This is a genomic window from Cellvibrio sp. KY-GH-1, from assembly GCF_008806975.1.
In the GTDB taxonomy this organism is placed as follows: Bacteria; Pseudomonadota; Gammaproteobacteria; order Pseudomonadales; family Cellvibrionaceae; genus Cellvibrio.
This window is the reverse complement of sequence record NZ_CP031728.1, coordinates 2083068-2100464: the sequence shown is the minus strand read 5'-3', so window position 1 is coordinate 2100464 and position 17397 is coordinate 2083068. Positions and strand designations below refer to the sequence as shown.

The window sequence follows — 17397 nt, the reverse complement described above, 5'->3', positions numbered from 1 at the left end:
GTTTCTGCAGTTTCCTTTGCGCAAAGCAAAGTGGTAGTGCTTGATCCAACTGCGGCTGTTATGGGTACTGCTGCGGCTAAAGCAAAATTTGAAAAACTGCAAAAAAGTGCTGATTTTGCGGCGGCAAAAGCCAAGCTTGATGGTTTGGCAGCAGATATCAAAGCCCTGCAAGCTGAATATCAAAAAGATGGTATGACCTGGAGTGCAGAGAAACGCGCTGAAAACGAAAAGAAATTGCAAAGCTTGGGGCAGGACTATCAATTCCAAGGTAAAAAGCTGCAATCTGAGCAACAAGCGTTGATGCAACAAATCATGCAAGAGCTTGGCCCAAAAATGGAAGCAGTGGTAAAACAATTGGTTGAATCAGAAAAAATTGGCATGATCGTAGATGCTAAATCTGTGATGATGGCCAAACCTGAAAATGATTTAACTCCAAAAGTTACTGAACTGCTCAATAAAGCTAAGTAAGCTGGATAGCAGGTTGTGGCGCGTACTTATTTATTGGCTGAATTGGCAACTATGTTGGATGCCGAGTTAATTGGCGATCCCAGTCAGGAAATAAGTGCGCTTGCTACTTTGCAAAATGCTACTGCAAGTGATCTAACTTTTATTGCAAACCCCGCCTATAAAAAATATCTGGCTGCTACTGCTGCAGGAGCTGTATTAATCCATCCAGATTTAATTAGTGAATTTGCCGGCAACAAGTTGGTAGTAAAGAAGCCATACGTTGCCTACGCACAAGCGTCGCAATTTTTTGATGATCGCCTCCCTCCTTATGTCGGGATTCATCCTTCAGCGGTGATAGGCGCGGGCTGTGTGCTGGGAACGGGTATTTCTATTGGTGCCAATGTTGTGTTGGGAGAGGGAGTTTCCGTTGGTGATGGTGTTGTAATTGGGCCGGGTAGTTATATCGGGGATCACAGTGTGGTGGGTAAAAATACGCTACTTTCTGCCAATGTAACAGTTTATCACGGCGTTTCTCTTGGCTCGAATTGTCGCATTCACAGTGGTGCGGTGATTGGGGCTGATGGATTTGGTTTTGCGCCAGACGCAGGGCGCTGGGTGAAAATTTTTCAGCTGGGCGGTGTTATTGTTGGCGATAATGTTGAGATAGGTGCGTGTACCTGTATAGATCGGGGAGCCCTGGATAACACTTATATTGCCGATGACGTTATTATCGATAATCAGGTGCAAATTGCCCATAACGTGAATATTGGTAAAGGCACTGCTATCGCTGCACAAACCGGTATTGCCGGCAGCACTTCTATTGGTGAATATTGTACGATAGCCGGCGCAGTAGGTATTGTCGGACATCTGACAATTACCGATAAGGTACATATTACGGCCATGAGTCTGGTGACTGGTTCAATTACAGAATCAGGCTCTTATTCTTCCGGAACGGCCCTTGGGCCAACAAAAGAATGGCGCAAGAACGCAGCGCGTTTTCGTCAGCTTGATAAATTGGCGACACGTTTAATCAAACTCGACCGTTCCAGCGGCGAGGACTAATTTTTATTTTGCTTGGGGTCATAGACCATGATGGATGTTAATGAAATTCGCGAATACCTTCCTCACCGCTATCCGTTTCTACTGGTGGATAGAGTTGTTGAGTTGGTAGAGGGCGAATCTATAGTCGCTTACAAAAATATCACCATCAATGAGGCTGTCTTTAACGGTCATTTTCCCCACTTCCCTGTATTTCCCGGCGTAATGATTATTGAGGCCATGGCACAGGCTTCTGGAATTCTGGGTTTTAAAACCATGAATAAAAAGCCACAGGACGGTTCTATTTATTTATTTGCTGGTGCGGATGATGTTCGCTTCAAGCGTCAGGTTGTTCCCGGCGACCGTTTGCAACTGGAGTCACGCGTCGTTTCCGAAAAGCGTGGAATTTGGAAATTTGAATGCAAAGCCAGCGTAGATGGTGTCCTCGCTGCATCGGCAACTATTTTATGTGCGGATCGCAGTATTTAAGGAAGGTGTTTTCCTTAATGATTGAACATGAGTGAGTAAATATTTTGATTCATCCATCTGCAATAATTCATCCGGATGCACGTCTTGCGGCCGACGTAGAGGTAGGCCCATGGACTATTATCGGCCCTGATGTAGAAATCGGGGCAGGTAGTGTGATTGCTTCCCATGTAGTGATTAAAGGGCCAACACGTATCGGCAAGCAGAACCGAATTTATCAGTTTTCATCAATTGGTGAAGATACTCCGGATTTAAAATACAAAGGCGAGCCCACGCGTTTAGTTATTGGGGATCACAATACTATTCGTGAAGGCGTGACTATTCATCGCGGGACTGTCCAAGACCGAAATGAAACTACAATTGGCGATCACAATCTGCTCATGGCTTACGTCCATGTTGGACATGACAGTGTGATCGGTAACCACTGTATTCTGGTAAATAATGCGGCTTTAGCTGGTCATGTGCATATTGGGGATTGGGCGATTCTTAGTGGTTTTACGCTAGTTCATCAATTTTGCAAAATTGGCGCGCATAGTTTTTCCGGTATGGGGACTGCGATTGGCAAAGATGTGCCTGCCTATGTGATGGTAAATGGTAGTCCGGCCGAAGCGAAAAACATCAACACAGAGGGGCTGCGTCGTCGAGGCTTTACTAAAGAAGATATTGCTGTTCTCACCAAAGCCTATAAGACCATTTACCGGCGCGGCCTTACTCTTGATGAGGCTTTAGCAGAGCTAGACGCACAAGTGAGTGAGTGTGCAGCGCTGCAGCTGTTAATTGATTCCCTGAGATCATCTGAACGTGGAATCGTTCGCTAGAACACAAAATAGCGTTTTGTAGATTTTTTGAAAACCGGAGGGCTTGTGTCTGATCACATACACATAGGTATTGTTGTCGGAGAAGCCTCCGGGGATATTCTCGGCGCCGCCTTGATGCATGAGCTGCGCAAACACTTCCCAAATGCAGAGTTTTCCGGAATCGGCGGCCCCCGTATGCTAGCGGAAGGTTTTCATTCCTATTTTCCGCAAGATCGTCTTGCGGTGATGGGGCTTATTGAGCCTTTAAAGCGTTTGCCTGAATTACTGAGAATTCGCAAATTTTTGCGTGAACATTTTATCGCAAACCCTCCTGCTGTTTTTATCGGAATTGATTCACCTGACTTTACGATTCCATTGGAAGCTACACTCAAAGAAAAAGGTATTAAAACCGCTCACTACGTCAGCCCTTCAGTTTGGGCTTGGCGACAGAAGCGTATTTTAAAAATCGCTCGCTCTGTGGACCTTATGCTCACACTCTTGCCGTTTGAGGCAAAGTTTTATCAGGAACATCAAGTTTCTGTTGAATTTGTAGGGCACCACCTTGCTGATGAAATTCCGTTGTCGGTAGATAAAATTGCTGCACGCAAAGCATTAGGTTTGCCCGAGGAAGGGCGCATAGTTGCACTATTACCGGGTAGTCGTGCATCAGAAGTTGAGCGGATGGGTGAATTGTTTATGCGCACTGCCGTGCATTGCCTCGAGCAAGACCCAAGCTTGCAATTCATTATTCCCGCTGCAAATTCAGATCGTTATCGTCAGCTGCATATTGAATTAAACGATTACGTTGATTTCCCAATTGAGTTAATTCATGGACATTCACATGAGGCACTCGCAGCAGCAGATGTTGTTCTCTTGGCGTCTGGTACCGTGACTTTGGAAGCACTCTTGTTGAAAAAGCCGATGGTAGTTGCTTATAAATTGGCGCCGCTATCGTATAAGATTTTATCCTGGCTAGTAAAAACTCCCTGGGTTTCGTTGCCCAATTTACTAGCTCAAAAAATGCTGGTGCCTGAATTAATTCAGGACAGAGCAACGCCTGAGGCACTCAGTAACGCAGTAATGAATTATTTTGAAAATCCGGAAGAGGCGCTGCAACTTAGCGATACTTTTGCTGTTATGCACAACGAATTGAGGCGTGATGCCAGTGCACGTGCTGCTGATGCTATTGTGAAACTGATTACTACAAAAGTCTGAGGCGATTATGGAGCCCTTTATTAGTATTTATACGGGCGCATTGCTGGCGGGTTGCGATGAAGTTGGGCGTGGTCCTCTCGCTGGTGATGTGGTTGCCGCCGCCGTTATTCTTGATCCTGAAAATCCTATCGCGGGATTGGATGATTCAAAAAAACTCACAGAAAAAAAGCGCGAGCTGTTATTTGATGAAATACAACAGAAAGCGAAAAGTTGGTGTATTGCCCGTGCTTCTGTAGCAGAAATCGACAAGATTAATATCTTGCAAGCTAGTTTGTTGGCGATGACCCGGGCTGTTCGGGGATTGCATATCCAGCCAGAGCATGTGTTAGTGGATGGCAATAAATTACCTAAATGGAGTTATCCGGCTGAGGCCGTGGTTAAAGGTGATAGCCGTGTTGCAGCGATCAGTGCAGCTTCAATCTTGGCGAAGGTTACGCGTGATCGCGAAATGGTTTTATTGGATAAGCAATATCCAGGTTATGGTTTTGCTGATCACAAGGGGTATCCCACCAAAGTGCATATGGATGCATTGGAAAAATTGGGTGTTACTCCTATTCATCGAACATCGTATGCGCCGGTGAAAGCCAAGCTAGAACAGTTACGGCTTTTTTAACTGTAACGACTTAAATTTTTATTTCTCCCTGTCCGAAAGCCAAAACCACTATGCCCGCTGCCAATTTTGTTCATTTGCGTTTGCACACCGAGTTCTCACTTAGCGATAGCCTGGTGCGAATTAAATCGCTGATCAAACGAGTGGCAGAATTAAATATGCCTGCCTGTGCTATCACCGATCAAACCAACTTCTATGGCTTGATTAAGTTTTATAAGGCGGCGCAAGGTTCGGGTGTTAAGCCAATTGCGGGCAGTGATTTTTGGGTTGCCAGCAGTGATGCGGAAGGCAAGCCAACCCTGTTAACGCTATTGGCTATGAATGACAAGGGTTATAAAAATATTATCGAATTAATTTCCCGTGCCTGGCGCCAGGGCCAGCAACAGGGTGTTGCCTATATTCAACGTGAGTGGATTAGTGAATATAGTGAAGGCGTTATTGCCTTATCCGGTGGTAAGTATGGAGATGTGGGTATGGCGTTGCTAGGAGGTCGCCATGCACAAGCGCAGGAGTTATTGCAGGGTTGGATGCGGGAATTTCCAAATCGTTATTATCTGGAGCTCCAGCGCACTGGTCGTGAAAATGACGAAAATCATTTGCACGCGGCTGTGTCTTTAGCGAGTGAATTGAATTGTCCGGTAGTGGCAACCAATGATGTTCGCTTTTTAAAAGCCAGCGAATTTGAAGTTCATGAGGCGCGTGTGTGTATCGGTGAGGGGCGCACACTCGACGACCCACGGCGTGAGCGTCGCTACAGTGACCAGCAATATCTGCGTTCTGCAGAAGAAATGGCGGAGTTGTTTAGCGATATTCCAGAGGCCATTGCGAACACCATCGAAATTGCAAAACGTTGCACCATTAATATTCAAATGGGTAAATATTTTTTGCCCGAGTATCCGGTGCCGGAGGGTTTAACCGAAGCAGAATTTTTCCGCAAAATTTCGCATGAAGGATTGGAAGAGCGCCTGGAGCGGATTCTGGATAGATCCGCTGCCAATTATGCAGAGCGTCGTAAAATTTACGAAGACCGGATTACTTTTGAATTAGATATTATTATCCAAATGGGTTTCCCAGGGTATTTCCTGATCGTAATGGATTTTATTCAGTGGGCCAAGGATCACGATATCCCGGTAGGGCCTGGGCGGGGTTCGGGCGCAGGTTCACTGGTGGCCTACTCGTTAAAAATTACCGATTTGGATCCGCTGCAATATGATCTCCTGTTCGAACGTTTCCTGAACCCGGAACGGGTATCCATGCCCGACTTTGATATCGATTTCTGCATGGATAACCGCGATAAAGTTATTTCCTATGTGGCGGATAACTATGGGCGCGATGCGGTAAGCCAGATTATTACCTTTGGTACCATGGCCGCAAAAGCGGTAGTGCGCGACGTCGCGCGCGTGCAAGGGAAATCCTACGGGCTTGCCGATAAGCTATCCAAAATGATTCCGCCCACGCCGGGTATGACACTAGCGCAGGCGTTAGAAGAAGAGCCGCAGTTAAAAGAATTTATTGCGATTGATGGTGATGCCGGTGAAATTTGGGAAATGGCTGTGCAATTGGAAGGGCTTACGCGCAACGTCGGCAAGCATGCCGGCGGTGTAGTTATCGCCCCTACCAAGTTAACTGATTTTGCTCCACTATTTTGCGACGAAACTGGTAGCGGCCTGGTTACTCAATTTGATAAAGGGGATGTAGAAGAAGCAGGCTTGGTGAAGTTCGACTTCCTCGGCCTGCGTACGCTCACCATTATCGATTGGGCGCGTATCATGATTGATAAACAGCGCCTGAAAAAAGGTGAGTCACCACTCGATATCAGTGCCATTCCTCTTGATGATGCGAAAACATTTGGCCTGCTAAAACGCGCAGAAACTACCGCGGTATTCCAGTTGGAATCCCGCGGGATGAAAGACCTGATTAAGCGCTTACAGCCAGATAACATTGAAGATCTGATCGCACTGGTTGCGTTGTTCCGTCCGGGGCCGTTGGAATCGGGCATGGTGGATGACTTTATCAATCGTAAACACGGTCGCGCGCAAGTTGCTTATCCCGACGCAAAATTCCAGCATCACACCTTAAAGCCGGTACTGGAGCCAACCTATGGTGTAATTGTTTATCAGGAACAGGTAATGCAAATTGCGCAGGTGCTTGCCGGTTATACGCTCGGTGGTGCAGATATGCTGCGCCGTGCGATGGGTAAGAAAAAACCGGAGGAGATGGCCAAGCAACGCTCGGTGTTTGAAGAGGGTGCTAAAGGGCAGGGTGTTGATCCTGAATTGGCGATAAAAATTTTCGACCTGGTGGAAAAATTTGCGGGTTATGGTTTTAACAAATCTCACTCTGCCGCTTACGCGATTGTTTCTTATCAAACCGCTTGGTTAAAAGCGCATTACCCAGCGCATTTTATGGCGGCGACCATGTCATCCGATATGGATAAAACCGATAAGGTAGTTACCTTTATCGAAGAATGTCGCACTATGAAATTGAAATTGTTGCCGCCGGACGTGAATTCCGGCGAGTTTCATTTTACGGTGGATGACGATGGTCGAATTATTTATGGCCTTGGTGCGATTAAAGGTTTAGGCGAAGGCCCGGTTGAATCTATTATTGCCGCGCGTAATGAAGGTGGGCCATTTACAGATTTATTTGATTTCTGCGCCCGTGTAGATCCACGTAAAGTAAACAAGCGCGCGTTAGAAGCGATTATTCGCTCAGGTGCGGCAGATCGTTTGGGCCCCACCTATAACGCACATGATCATTTAATTGATCATGATCGCGCGGTGATGTTCGCCTCTATGGGTGAAGCTGTAAAAACGGCGGAGCAAGCAGCTGCAAATTCTAATGCGGGAATGATGGATTTATTCGGTGCTGTAATTGCGGAGGAACAATCCACCAAAGATGTATATGCCGACTTCCGTCGCTCGCGCTCCTGGACTATGAAAGAGCGGTTGAATGCAGAAAAGGAAACCTTGGGTTTATATTTAACCGGGCATCCAATTGACGAGTATGAAAGTGAACTGGAACATTTGGTAAGCTCGCGAATCGCCAATTTAAAACCGGAAAAAGGCAATCAAACCATAGCTGGATTAATCATTTCGCAACGTGTAGTAAAAACCAGGCGCGGCGACAACATGGCCATATTGACGCTTGATGATCGTACCGGACGAATGGACGTTACAGTTTTTGCGGAAACGTTTAATAATTCGCGCGATTTATTGCAGAAGGATGGTTTGTTCATTGTCAGTGGGCAGGTTCGTTACGATGACTTTAGCGGCATGTTAAAAATGAGTGCCGAGAATGTGCGCTTGCTCGCCGATGTGCGCCAGGAAAAAGTGCGTGAATTATTGCTAGAGCTTGAGTCTGGAGTATTGCCCTCCGGCTTTGCGCGTGAATTTGCGGAAATACTTGAGCCTTATCGTCAATCACCCCAACAAGATGCACGTTGTGGGTTGGTAATCGATTATTTGCGCAGTGACGCGCGCGCGCAATTGCGTTTGGCTCCTCAGTGGAATGTTCGCCCTGAAGACGAGTTGCTGCAGCGTTTGCGCGATGCTTATGGAAATACTCGCGTACGTTTGATCTATTAGTCGTCTGATCTTAGCGTTTAGAAAACTAATCGTAAAAGTGTATATAAAAAATTAATATAACACGCGATACACAATTCTACTGACTTCAGTGTCATAACAATTAGAGCGGTCTAGACTCAGTAAGTAAGCCAATAAGAAATCAGTAGTATGGAGGGCATTTATATGTCATCAATTCTTGTGCGCGATTACATGCAGTCCAGTCTCCAAGCGATCACATCAAACGCAAGTGTGCGTGAAGTTGTTGAGCATTTACTCAAGTGGAATGTCACGGGGGCTCCGGTCGTTGATGAGCAAATGATGGTAATTGGTTTTGTGTCTGAGCAAGATTGCATCAAAGAGATGCTCAACAGCGCCTTTTACGCGGAAGACTCTGCTTTAGTGACGGATATTATGCGGCGCGATGTTCTTAGTGTTACGCCAGACACCAGCATACTGGAAATCGCTGAAACTATGCTGGACAACAAGCCCAAGAACTACCCGGTAATTGATCAGGGCAGGTTGGTGGGGCTGATTAATCGCCGCCATATTCTGCAGGCGCTCAAAGAAAATACGGGAAGCTATTTTTCTTTGCGCAGAGACGCCCCCATTTTTACTGTCAGTAAACAATTTTTATAGTTTTCGGCCTGCATATACCTCTGGCGCCGGGATTCTCCCGCGCCGGATCCTCTTCCGTGGCAATGCGATATTTCCTGCCATTCCGTGCCTTTTCGCCCTTTAAATTCATGTGAAAAGATCGACTAAGTGACCCTTTTCGCGTAAGGTAGCGACCCAAATATGCCCCTCAATTGCGTGGTTAAATTGTCGCCAATTGATGGTTGTGCACTAACCCTATTAAGTCAAAAGGTAGCCTGCTACCAGGATTAAGAGCTTGCTATGAATCTGAATTATCTGGATTTTGAACAGCCCATCGCCGAACTCGAAGGCAAGATTGAAGAGTTGCAACTGGTTGGCCACAGTTCTGACATTAACATTGCTGATGAAGTTGCCAAACTACGTGAAAAAAGTACCAAATTAACAGAGAACATCTATTCCAAGCTTACAGCGTGGGACATCGTAAAGGTAGCGCGTCACCCGTTGCGTCCTTACGCCTCCGATTATATCTCGCGTGTTTTTACGGATTTTGATGAGCTCCATGGCGATCGTCATTTTGGTGATGACAAAGCCATTATTGGTGGTGTTGCCCGTTTGGATGGCAAGCCAGTGATGGTTATCGGTGAAGAGAAAGGTCGTACTGTCCATGAGAAAGTAATGCGCAACTTCGGTATGCCGCGCCCGGAAGGTTATCGCAAAGCCCTGCGTTTGATGGAAATGGCTGAGCGCTTCAAATTACCTGTATTGACCTTGATCGATACCCCCGGAGCTTACCCGGGGATTGATTCTGAAGAGCGTGGTATTTCTGAGTCTATTGCCCAAAATCTGGCGGTTATGTCTCGCCTGCGCACGCCGATCGTTTGTACTGTAATCGGTGAAGGTTCTTCTGGGGGAGCTCTAGCAATTGGCGTGGGCGACCAACTGAACATGCTGCAATACTCAACCTACTTTGTAATTTCACCGGAAGGTTGCGCCAATATTATTTGGAAGACCGTTGCCAAGGCGCCCGATGCTGCTCAGGCAATGGGTGTTACCTCCAAAGTATTGCAGGACCTCGGGATTGTTGATGAAACTATTCCCGAACCGCTGGGTGGTGCCCACCGCAATGTAGAAGAGATGGCTCGTAAGTTACAAGAACGTTTGGTTGCACAGGTTGACCGCTTGAGCAAAGAGCCTGTTGATGCACTGCTTGAACGCCGTTATCAACGCTTGATGAGTTACGGCAACTAACCCTGTCGTCGTATCGGGAAGATAAAAAAACCGCTGGTGCGAATCAGCGGTTTTTTGTATCGGCTTTATATCACCTAATTATCCCGATTAAAAATACTATCTCTAAGCTCACGGAAAATATTGCGGCGGCGCGGTTGGCCACCAGTGTCCGGCTGCTCGTCGATAACTCGAGCCTGAGGGATTTCTTGCACTAGCCGAAAACCGAGATTTTTGCGTGCTTTGGTTGCTGTGACAGCGATCTGTGAATAGGCTGCAATATTCTCTACTTTACTCGTAAAAGCACCACCGTGTGCTTGGCGTTTAAGGCAGGCAGTTTGTTCTTGAGCTGCAACTATTTTATCGGCGCAATCACTTGTCCATTCTGCAACATTGCCCGCTGTGTCATGCACACCAAAATCATTAGGTGGAAACGCACCGACCACTTGGGTTTTATTATCAAAAACACTGTTCCACCAAGTTTTGCAGCCAAAGCGGCAGTTTGCGCGCTCATGCGCGTCTTCAGGGTTATTGCCCCACCAGTAACTGCTGGTCGTGTTGCCACGTGCAGCGTATTCCCATTCAGCTGACGTTGGCAGGCGATACTCTTTTCCTGTCGTTTTGTTAAGCCAGTTGATGTAAGCAATGGCGTCATCCCAACTAATGTTAATAACCGGGCGTTCGCCGCGCCCCCAGCCATTGTCATCTGGTAGTGCACGATTGGTTTCTATTGCGAAAAAATCATACTCATTAAAGGTGATTTCGTAGCGGCCAATATAAAAATCTTTTTCAATATTGGTTGGCTTTACACTTTGAGTGTTAGGGTTGCCCTTCAAATAGTCACCCGCTTTTATTAATACCAGCTCGGGTAACGGCAACTTACTATTGGTTCGCTGTTGATTGGGTTTTTGTAGTGCAATATCAACAACTGCATTGCGCTCATCCAATCGAATCCATTTTTTCTTGGTGGCATACCCCGGATAACTTATTTCTAATTGGTAGGTTCCTGGGGGCAGCTCCAGCCCCGGTGTGTATTTGTCGCGAATGTTGAGAATTCGTACCTGTGCTTCTTTGGGGATGGGGTTAACGGTTAGTGGAATTAATGTTGCTGTAGTAGCGGTTTTGGTTTCCCCGGTGATGCTGGCCCATTGCTCTTTGGCGGAGGGCTTTTCATTCCCGTTTACCAACTGCCATCCGAAAAAAAAGAGGGCCGTAATTGCTGCAACATAAATACCGGATCGACCATAAATGCCTTTGTTGTTTTGAGTCGTAGCGCTTTTCAAAGGGGCAACTGTTGGAGTTATACGTGTTGCCATTTGGGTGTGATTAATGTTGTCTGCTGATGCTGCAGCAATTTCTATCGTATGTGATGGTAACGAGTTGTGCTCGGTATTTCGTCCAAAAAGTTGTAAGGACTTATTGCGAATATATTTTGCATCCTGAATTAGTAAATTACCCAGTTTTCCAAACAGGGTGTGTACTTGAAGTTTGCCCGTGCTGTTGGCGAAATGCGGTTGTTCTAAAAGTATCTTTAATTCTTCGATAAGTTCACGTGCAGATTGAAAACGCAGTTCCGGTGTTTTGGCGAGTAATTTATCCAACAGTGATTGCAGGCCAGATAGTTCCGATGGCAATGCTGGCGGTTGCTCATGAATGTGCTTCACGCTAATTGCGAGGGAGCTATCTGCATTAAAAAGTTTTTCTCCGGTGAGCATTTCATAGAGTACAACGCCCAGGCTGTATAAATCGGATCTTCCATCGCTGGGTTCGCCTTTGGCCTGTTCTGGGCTCATGTAGTAAGGCGTTCCTATTACAGTGCCTACTTGTGTCATGTTCGCTTTGGATTTAATAGTCCGTGCAATACCAAAATCGGTGAGTACCGGTGAATCATCTTCGCGAAATAATATATTTTCCGGCTTAATATCGCGATGTACATAACCCTTGCTGTGAGCTTGTTCGAGTGCGGCGGCAATTCCTGTCGCAATTTTGAGAGCTTGTTCTGGCGCTATTCCTTGTTTGATTTTCTCGTCCAGTGCACCTCTGGGCAAAAACTCCATGGAGATGTAGTTAAAACCTTCATGGCGGCCAATGTCATAAATCGGAATTATGTTGGGGTGGGACAGCTGACCGATAATATTGGCTTCGCGCTGGAAGCGCTGGTGAAATTCAGGGTCTTTATCCAGCGAAGGCTTCATAATTTTTAATGCCACAGTGCGACCAACACTGTGTTGCGTTGCAAGAAATACCGTTGCCATGCCGCCGGCATTAATTTTTTTGATAATGGTATAACCAGGGATTTTCATTTTTATGAATGAAGTAAAAGTGCATCAACAAATGAGTGAGAATTATGTCGCTCTATTGTAGCGGAGAAGGCTGAATAAAAACTGGCTGATTTACACAAATCCTTTTGTGTAGGTGTATTTACTACGTGTAACCGGTTATTTTTTTGGGGCTGGGCGCCCAGGCGTTTTATTTCCGACTGGCTTGTGCCCTGGCGCTTTACTTGTCGGTACTTTATTGCCAGTTGCTTTGTTAATCGGCGCCTTTTTGTTTTGTACTGTGTTGGCCACGGGCTTTTTGGCGGTCGCGTGAGCAGTCTGAGTTGGCTTGGTGGCCTGCTGCGCATTGTGCTTTTTAGCGCTTTCGAATTTGTCGCCAAAGGCTTTGGCTTTTTGTACGGCTTTAGCAGCACGTGCGGCTTGACCCGCTTTGGCCTTTTGACGATGCAGGATAATTTTTTCAGCCTGCTCATCCGGTATCAATGCCGAAGCACTGGTACCAATCAAATGTGGTTTGCGCATTTTGCGCAAGGCTTCGCGAATCATTGGCCAGTTCGCCGGGTCGTGGTAGCGCAGCAAGGCTTTTTGCAAACGACGTTGTTCCAGCGTTTTTGGAATCGCCAGTTTACCGCTCTTGTAAGTTAATTTTTTCAGTGGATTGCGTTCGCTCACATACATGGCGGTTGCCAGAGACATAGGCGATGGATAAAAGGTTTGCACCTGATCCACTTCAAAATCATTTTTCTTCAACCAGAGTGCCAGGTTGAGCATGTCTTCATCGCGGGTGCCCGGGTGCGCGGCGATAAAGTAAGGAATCAAATATTGTTTTTTGCCAGCTTCTTTTGAGTACTTTTCAAACATGCGTTTGAAATCGTAGTAACTGGACATTTTCGGTTTCATCATTTGCGCGAGTACACCGTCTTCCGTGTGCTCCGGTGCAATCTTTAAATAACCGCCGACGTGGTGCGTTACCAATTCTTTTACGTATTCTGGATCTTGAACCGCCAAGTCGTAACGCAAACCTGATGCGATAGAAATGGTATGTACGCCACGAATATTGCGCGCCGCGCGATACAAATTGGTGGTGTGTTTGTGGCTGGTGGTTAAATTTTTACAAATAGTGGGATGCACGCAAGACAAGCGACGGCATTTACTCAACGTCGGCATATCTTTGCAGGTAAGGCGATACATGTTCGCGGTAGGGCCACCTAAATCAGAAATGTGGCCGGTAAACCCAGGCACCTTATCGCGAATTTCTTCAATTTCTTTCAGAATGGATTCCTGCGAGCGGCTCTGGATAATTCGCCCTTCGTGTTCGGTGATTGAGCAGAAAGTACAACCGCCAAAACAGCCGCGCATAATATTCACGGAGGTTTTAATCATGTCATACGCGGGAATTTTTTGTTTGCCGTAACTCGGGTGAGGTACGCGCGCATAAGGCAAATCAAATACACCATCTAACTCATCGGTTTCCAGCGGAATTGGTGGCGGGTTAATCCAGACTTCGCGGCCTTCGTGCTTTTGAATTAACGGACGCGCGTTAAAAGGATTGGCTTCTTGGTGCAGAACACGCGACGCATGAGCGTACAGAATAGGGTCTTTGCGTACTTTATCGAATGATGGCAAGCGCACATACACTTTGTCTTCGTCGAGCAAATCGCTGCGATTTTGCAACGGCATTGGAATAATGCGAATCGGCTGTGGCTCGTTAGGGTCAAAGGCTTTTTCACTTTCAAGGCCTTGCGCCGGGCAACCTTGTGTTTGCACCTGGTCGGGATTCAGCACAGCAATTTGCTCTGCCATTTTTTCCGGATCAAGTTGACGAAGACCAACTTGTGAATTGTTGACGTCGGTTTGCGCTGCGTCCACAACAGATTTGCTGTTGTGTTGATACTCGTAAGGATTGGGGAGCTTGTCGATATTGCCGGGCCAATCAATGCGAGTGGAATCAATTTCCGTCCAGCCAGCGGGCGCTTCTTTTTTAATAACGGCGGTGCCGCGAATATTGTCCAGCTCTTTAATGTCTTTGCCGGCCGCGAGTGAATGGGCTACTTCGGCAATTGCGCGCTCGGCATTGCCGTACAACAAAATATCAGCGGTCGCGTCGATCAATACCGAGCGGCGTACTTCATTGCTCCAGTAATCATACTGGGCGATACGGCGCAAACTGGCCTCGATTCCGCCGAGCACTATGGGCACATCTTTGTAAGCTTCTTTGCACCGTTGGCTGTACACCGTCACCGCACGATCCGGGCGTTTGCCGCCCAAGCCGCCGGGGGTATAAGCGTCGTCGGAACGCAGGCGCAGGTCGGCGGTGTAGCGATTGATCATGGAATCCATATTGCCGGCACTAACACCGAAGAACAGGTTGGGTTTGCCCAGTGCCTTGAACGGTTCGGCACTGCGCCAGTCCGGTTGAGCGATGATGCCCACGCGAAACCCCTGGGATTCCAGGAAGCGACCAATCACCGCCATACCAAAACTGGGGTGATCCACATAGGCGTCGCCGCAGACGATGACGATGTCGCAGCTATCCCAGCCGAGTTGATCCATCTCCAGCCGGCTCATCGGCAGGAAAGGTGCAGGTTTATAGGTTTTCGCCTGGGCGTGGATATTGGGTTTTTCGTAGGAAAACAGGTGTTTGGCGGTATTCATAGGGACTGCATCGAGGGAAGTAAACCAGCCGCCATTGTCCCAGAATCGCGGCTGGTGAGACAGCATTAATTTTATTTCAGATGATCATGAGTGTTGTTGAACCAATGCTTCATAACCGCCTTCATTGATGGCATTTCGGAATCCCATCGCCAGCAACGTTTGCTGGGCAATTCCCGAGCGATTCCCAGAGCGGCAGTAGAGATGAATCACGGCATCTTTGTCCGCAGTTACTTCACCAATGCGCAGGGCAATTTCTTCGTAAGGAATATGGGCTGCGCCTGCAATATGGCCGGCATTGAATTCGTCAGGGGTGCGGACATCGATCCAGATACCAGTGAAATAGTTAGTCGACATAATGAGTAATCAGCCTGTGAAGTAAAGGTATATTTTATGGCCGCGCAGCATAGCAATCTCATTGATGTTTATGCCAGCCTGACACGACAACGCCCGCAGAGGCGGGCGTTGTCGTGTCAGAAAATACGTCGTGGTCGCAACAGATTAGACGCTTGCCAACAAACGATCATACTTGCGGCTGAGCATATCGTAAAACTGCTCGCGTACCTGGGTGATGGCGTTTTTAAGGGCGGTGATTTGTTCCAGGGAAATATCTTTGCGTCCAACATAAACCTGCTTGCGGTATACGGCGATTTTGGCGCCGTACAAACGCAGGCTGCGCTCCAGGTTTTTTTCGCCCAGCATCAATAATTTGGCTTCGGCTTCCGCCATTTTTTTGAACTCTGCAACCAGCTCGCTATTCACACTTTCCAATTCTATGCGACGCGCCTGTGGCCAGCGTTCGCCAAACTGGATGGATTCCACCACTAGTGACGAATATTTGGCGAATATGTGTGTGACAGTACCGACCTGACTGGAAACCTCTTCCAGAATCTGGATGCGGCGGTTGTCGCCAGCACTATTACCGGTCGGCTGTGGGCCGCTCCGACGCAATACAACCCAGGCCGTTACGGCGGCAATCAAGGCGCCCAGACCAATTTTTATTGAGGTGTCAGTTATTTGTAAAAACAGCTCGTTATCCATAGTGCATTGCCCCTCTGTCAGAAAAACGACGGTTTTAGTGTGATAAAGGGGTATGAGCAAAATCCAGGCCAGCGTCGTGCTTTCATTTTATGGCGCTACCTGGCTTGTTGATGATGGCTATTTATGTGAGCCCAGATTGGGAAGCAGAGCAGTAAATATTCCCAGCAATGGCAAATAGGCGCAGCAGTGGAATACAAAAACGATGTCAGTGGCATCGGCCAAACCACCTAGTGCAGCAGCGGAAATACCGCTCAGGCCAAAACTCAATCCAAAAAACAACCCTGAAATCAAACCGACTTTACCCGGCACCAATTCCTGGGCAAATACCACAATTGCGGAAAATGCTGATGACAAAATAAGACCAATAATTACGCTGAACACGGCCGTCCAGAAAAGGTTGCAGTAAGGCAATAAAAGGGTGAACGGCGCCGCGCCCAGGATGGAAACCCAGATCACCAACTTGCGGCCAATCTTGTCGCCCAGTGGGCCACCAGCAAAAGTACCGACTGCTACGGCAGCTAAAAATAAAAACAAAAATAACTGGGCGTTTTCGACAGGTTGATCGAAGCGCTCAATCAAATAAAACGTGTAGTAGTTGCTTAGGCAGGTCATGTACACGAATTTGGAAAAGATGAGTAAGCTCAAAATTGCCAAGGCCGCGATCACTTTATTGAGCGGCAGCTGGTTGGGGTTTGCGGCGCGCTTGGCGGCGAGATGGGCGTGAGTGCGCACCACCCAGCGGCTGACGCTGAATAAAACGATTATGCCGAGCACTGCGAAGGCAGTGAACCAACCAATGCTGGACTGCCCGCGCGGAATAATAATGGCGGCGGCTAGTAAGGGGCCGAGTGCGGAACCGCTATTGCCGCCTACCTGAAAAAAGGATTGGGCAAAACCAAAGCGCCCGCCGGAAGCCATGCGCGCAACGCGCGAAGCTTCCGGGTGGAAGGTGGAGGACCCCAGGCCGACAAATGCCGAGGCCAAGAGTAATCCGGCATAGCTATCTACAAATACCAGCATGATTAAGCCAATCAGGGTAAATAGCATCCCCATGGGCAACAGGTATGGTTTGGGGTGTTTATCGGTATAAAGGCCAACTGCGGGCTGCAAGATGGATGCAGTCATCTGAAACACCAGGGTAATAATTCCCACCTGGGCAAAGCTCAGGTTGTAGTTGGTTTTCAGCATGGGGTAAATCGAGGGTAAGACTGCCTGGATTAAATCGTTGAGCAGATGCACGAATGCAACGGCGCTAACTACCGGCAACACGAGTTTGCTGGTGTCGAACTCTTTGGTTGTGAGGGATTGGTCGGGAATGGGTTCCATTTTGCTCATATCAGGGGGCAACTCTACCGAATAAACTCCTGGTCAGTATAAAAGTGCGGTAAAAAGCATAAATGACATAAAATGTCGAATAAGTGACAAGTTGGCAGTTGGGTCGATGTTGG

General features: G+C 47.5%; 14 protein-coding genes. 9 read left to right on the top strand and 5 right to left on the bottom strand.

The window, feature by feature from the left end; all coding sequences use genetic code 11:
* Positions 1-30: 30 nt before the first annotated feature.
* The 9 genes from D0C16_RS09085 (at position 31) to D0C16_RS09045 (ending at position 10001) form a co-directional block, all read left to right on the top strand.
* Positions 31-468, top strand: coding sequence for an OmpH family outer membrane protein (locus D0C16_RS09085; protein ID WP_255482033.1), 438 nt, complete (start codon positions 31-33; stop codon positions 466-468).
* A 15-nt stretch (positions 469-483) separates the two neighbouring features.
* Positions 484-1509 carry a UDP-3-O-(3-hydroxymyristoyl)glucosamine N-acyltransferase gene (gene lpxD / locus D0C16_RS09080; protein WP_151032020.1) on the top strand — a complete coding sequence of 342 codons (1026 nt, stop codon included), beginning with the start codon at positions 484-486 and terminating at the stop codon, positions 1507-1509.
* A 27-nt stretch (positions 1510-1536) separates the two neighbouring features.
* Positions 1537-1974: a 3-hydroxyacyl-ACP dehydratase FabZ gene (fabZ, locus tag D0C16_RS09075; RefSeq protein WP_039911929.1), complete on the top strand. Its 438-nt coding sequence runs from the start codon at positions 1537-1539 to the stop codon at positions 1972-1974.
* A 44-nt stretch (positions 1975-2018) separates the two neighbouring features.
* Positions 2019-2789: an acyl-ACP--UDP-N-acetylglucosamine O-acyltransferase gene (lpxA, locus tag D0C16_RS09070; protein ID WP_151032019.1), complete on the top strand. Its 771-nt coding sequence runs from the start codon at positions 2019-2021 to the stop codon at positions 2787-2789.
* Between the two features lie 45 nt (positions 2790-2834).
* Complete coding sequence (gene lpxB / locus D0C16_RS09065; protein ID WP_151032018.1) at positions 2835-3983, top strand: lipid-A-disaccharide synthase; 1149 nt, start codon at positions 2835-2837, stop codon at positions 3981-3983.
* Positions 3984-3990: 7 nt separating this feature from the next.
* Positions 3991-4596, top strand: a complete 606-nt coding sequence (rnhB, locus tag D0C16_RS09060) for a ribonuclease HII (RefSeq protein WP_151032017.1) — start codon at positions 3991-3993, stop codon at positions 4594-4596.
* Between the two features lie 50 nt (positions 4597-4646).
* Positions 4647-8180 (top strand): DNA polymerase III subunit alpha, encoded by a 3534-nt coding sequence (dnaE, locus tag D0C16_RS09055; protein WP_151032016.1) that lies wholly within the window; start codon positions 4647-4649, stop codon positions 8178-8180.
* Positions 8181-8342: 162 nt separating this feature from the next.
* Entirely contained in the window at positions 8343-8795 is a 453-nt protein-coding gene (locus D0C16_RS09050) for a CBS domain-containing protein (protein ID WP_151032015.1), read from the top strand.
* A gap of 258 nt (positions 8796-9053) precedes the next feature.
* Positions 9054-10001 carry an acetyl-CoA carboxylase carboxyltransferase subunit alpha gene (locus tag D0C16_RS09045; protein ID WP_151032014.1) on the top strand — a complete coding sequence of 316 codons (948 nt, stop codon included), beginning with the start codon at positions 9054-9056 and terminating at the stop codon, positions 9999-10001.
* Between the two features lie 74 nt (positions 10002-10075).
* On the opposite strand, the gene D0C16_RS09040 is transcribed toward D0C16_RS09045, so the two are convergent.
* The 5 genes from D0C16_RS09040 to D0C16_RS09020 all read right to left on the bottom strand — a co-directional run bounded on the left by D0C16_RS09040 (position 10076) and on the right by D0C16_RS09020 (position 17284).
* Positions 10076-12280 carry a bifunctional serine/threonine-protein kinase/formylglycine-generating enzyme family protein gene (locus tag D0C16_RS09040; protein WP_151032013.1) on the bottom strand — a complete coding sequence of 735 codons (2205 nt, stop codon included), beginning with the start codon at positions 12278-12280 and terminating at the stop codon, positions 10076-10078.
* A 135-nt stretch (positions 12281-12415) separates the two neighbouring features.
* Positions 12416-14911, bottom strand: coding sequence for a YgiQ family radical SAM protein (locus D0C16_RS09035; RefSeq protein ID WP_151032012.1), 2496 nt, complete (start codon positions 14909-14911; stop codon positions 12416-12418).
* A gap of 84 nt (positions 14912-14995) precedes the next feature.
* Entirely contained in the window at positions 14996-15265 is a 270-nt protein-coding gene (locus D0C16_RS09030; RefSeq protein ID WP_151032011.1) for a rhodanese-like domain-containing protein, read from the bottom strand.
* Between the two features lie 144 nt (positions 15266-15409).
* On the bottom strand, positions 15410-15949 hold the full coding sequence (locus D0C16_RS09025) for an energy transducer TonB (protein ID WP_151032010.1): 540 nt from the start codon (positions 15947-15949) through the stop codon (positions 15410-15412).
* Positions 15950-16066: 117 nt separating this feature from the next.
* On the bottom strand, positions 16067-17284 hold the full coding sequence (locus D0C16_RS09020) for an MFS transporter (protein WP_151032009.1): 1218 nt from the start codon (positions 17282-17284) through the stop codon (positions 16067-16069).
* Positions 17285-17397 lie beyond the last annotated feature (113 nt).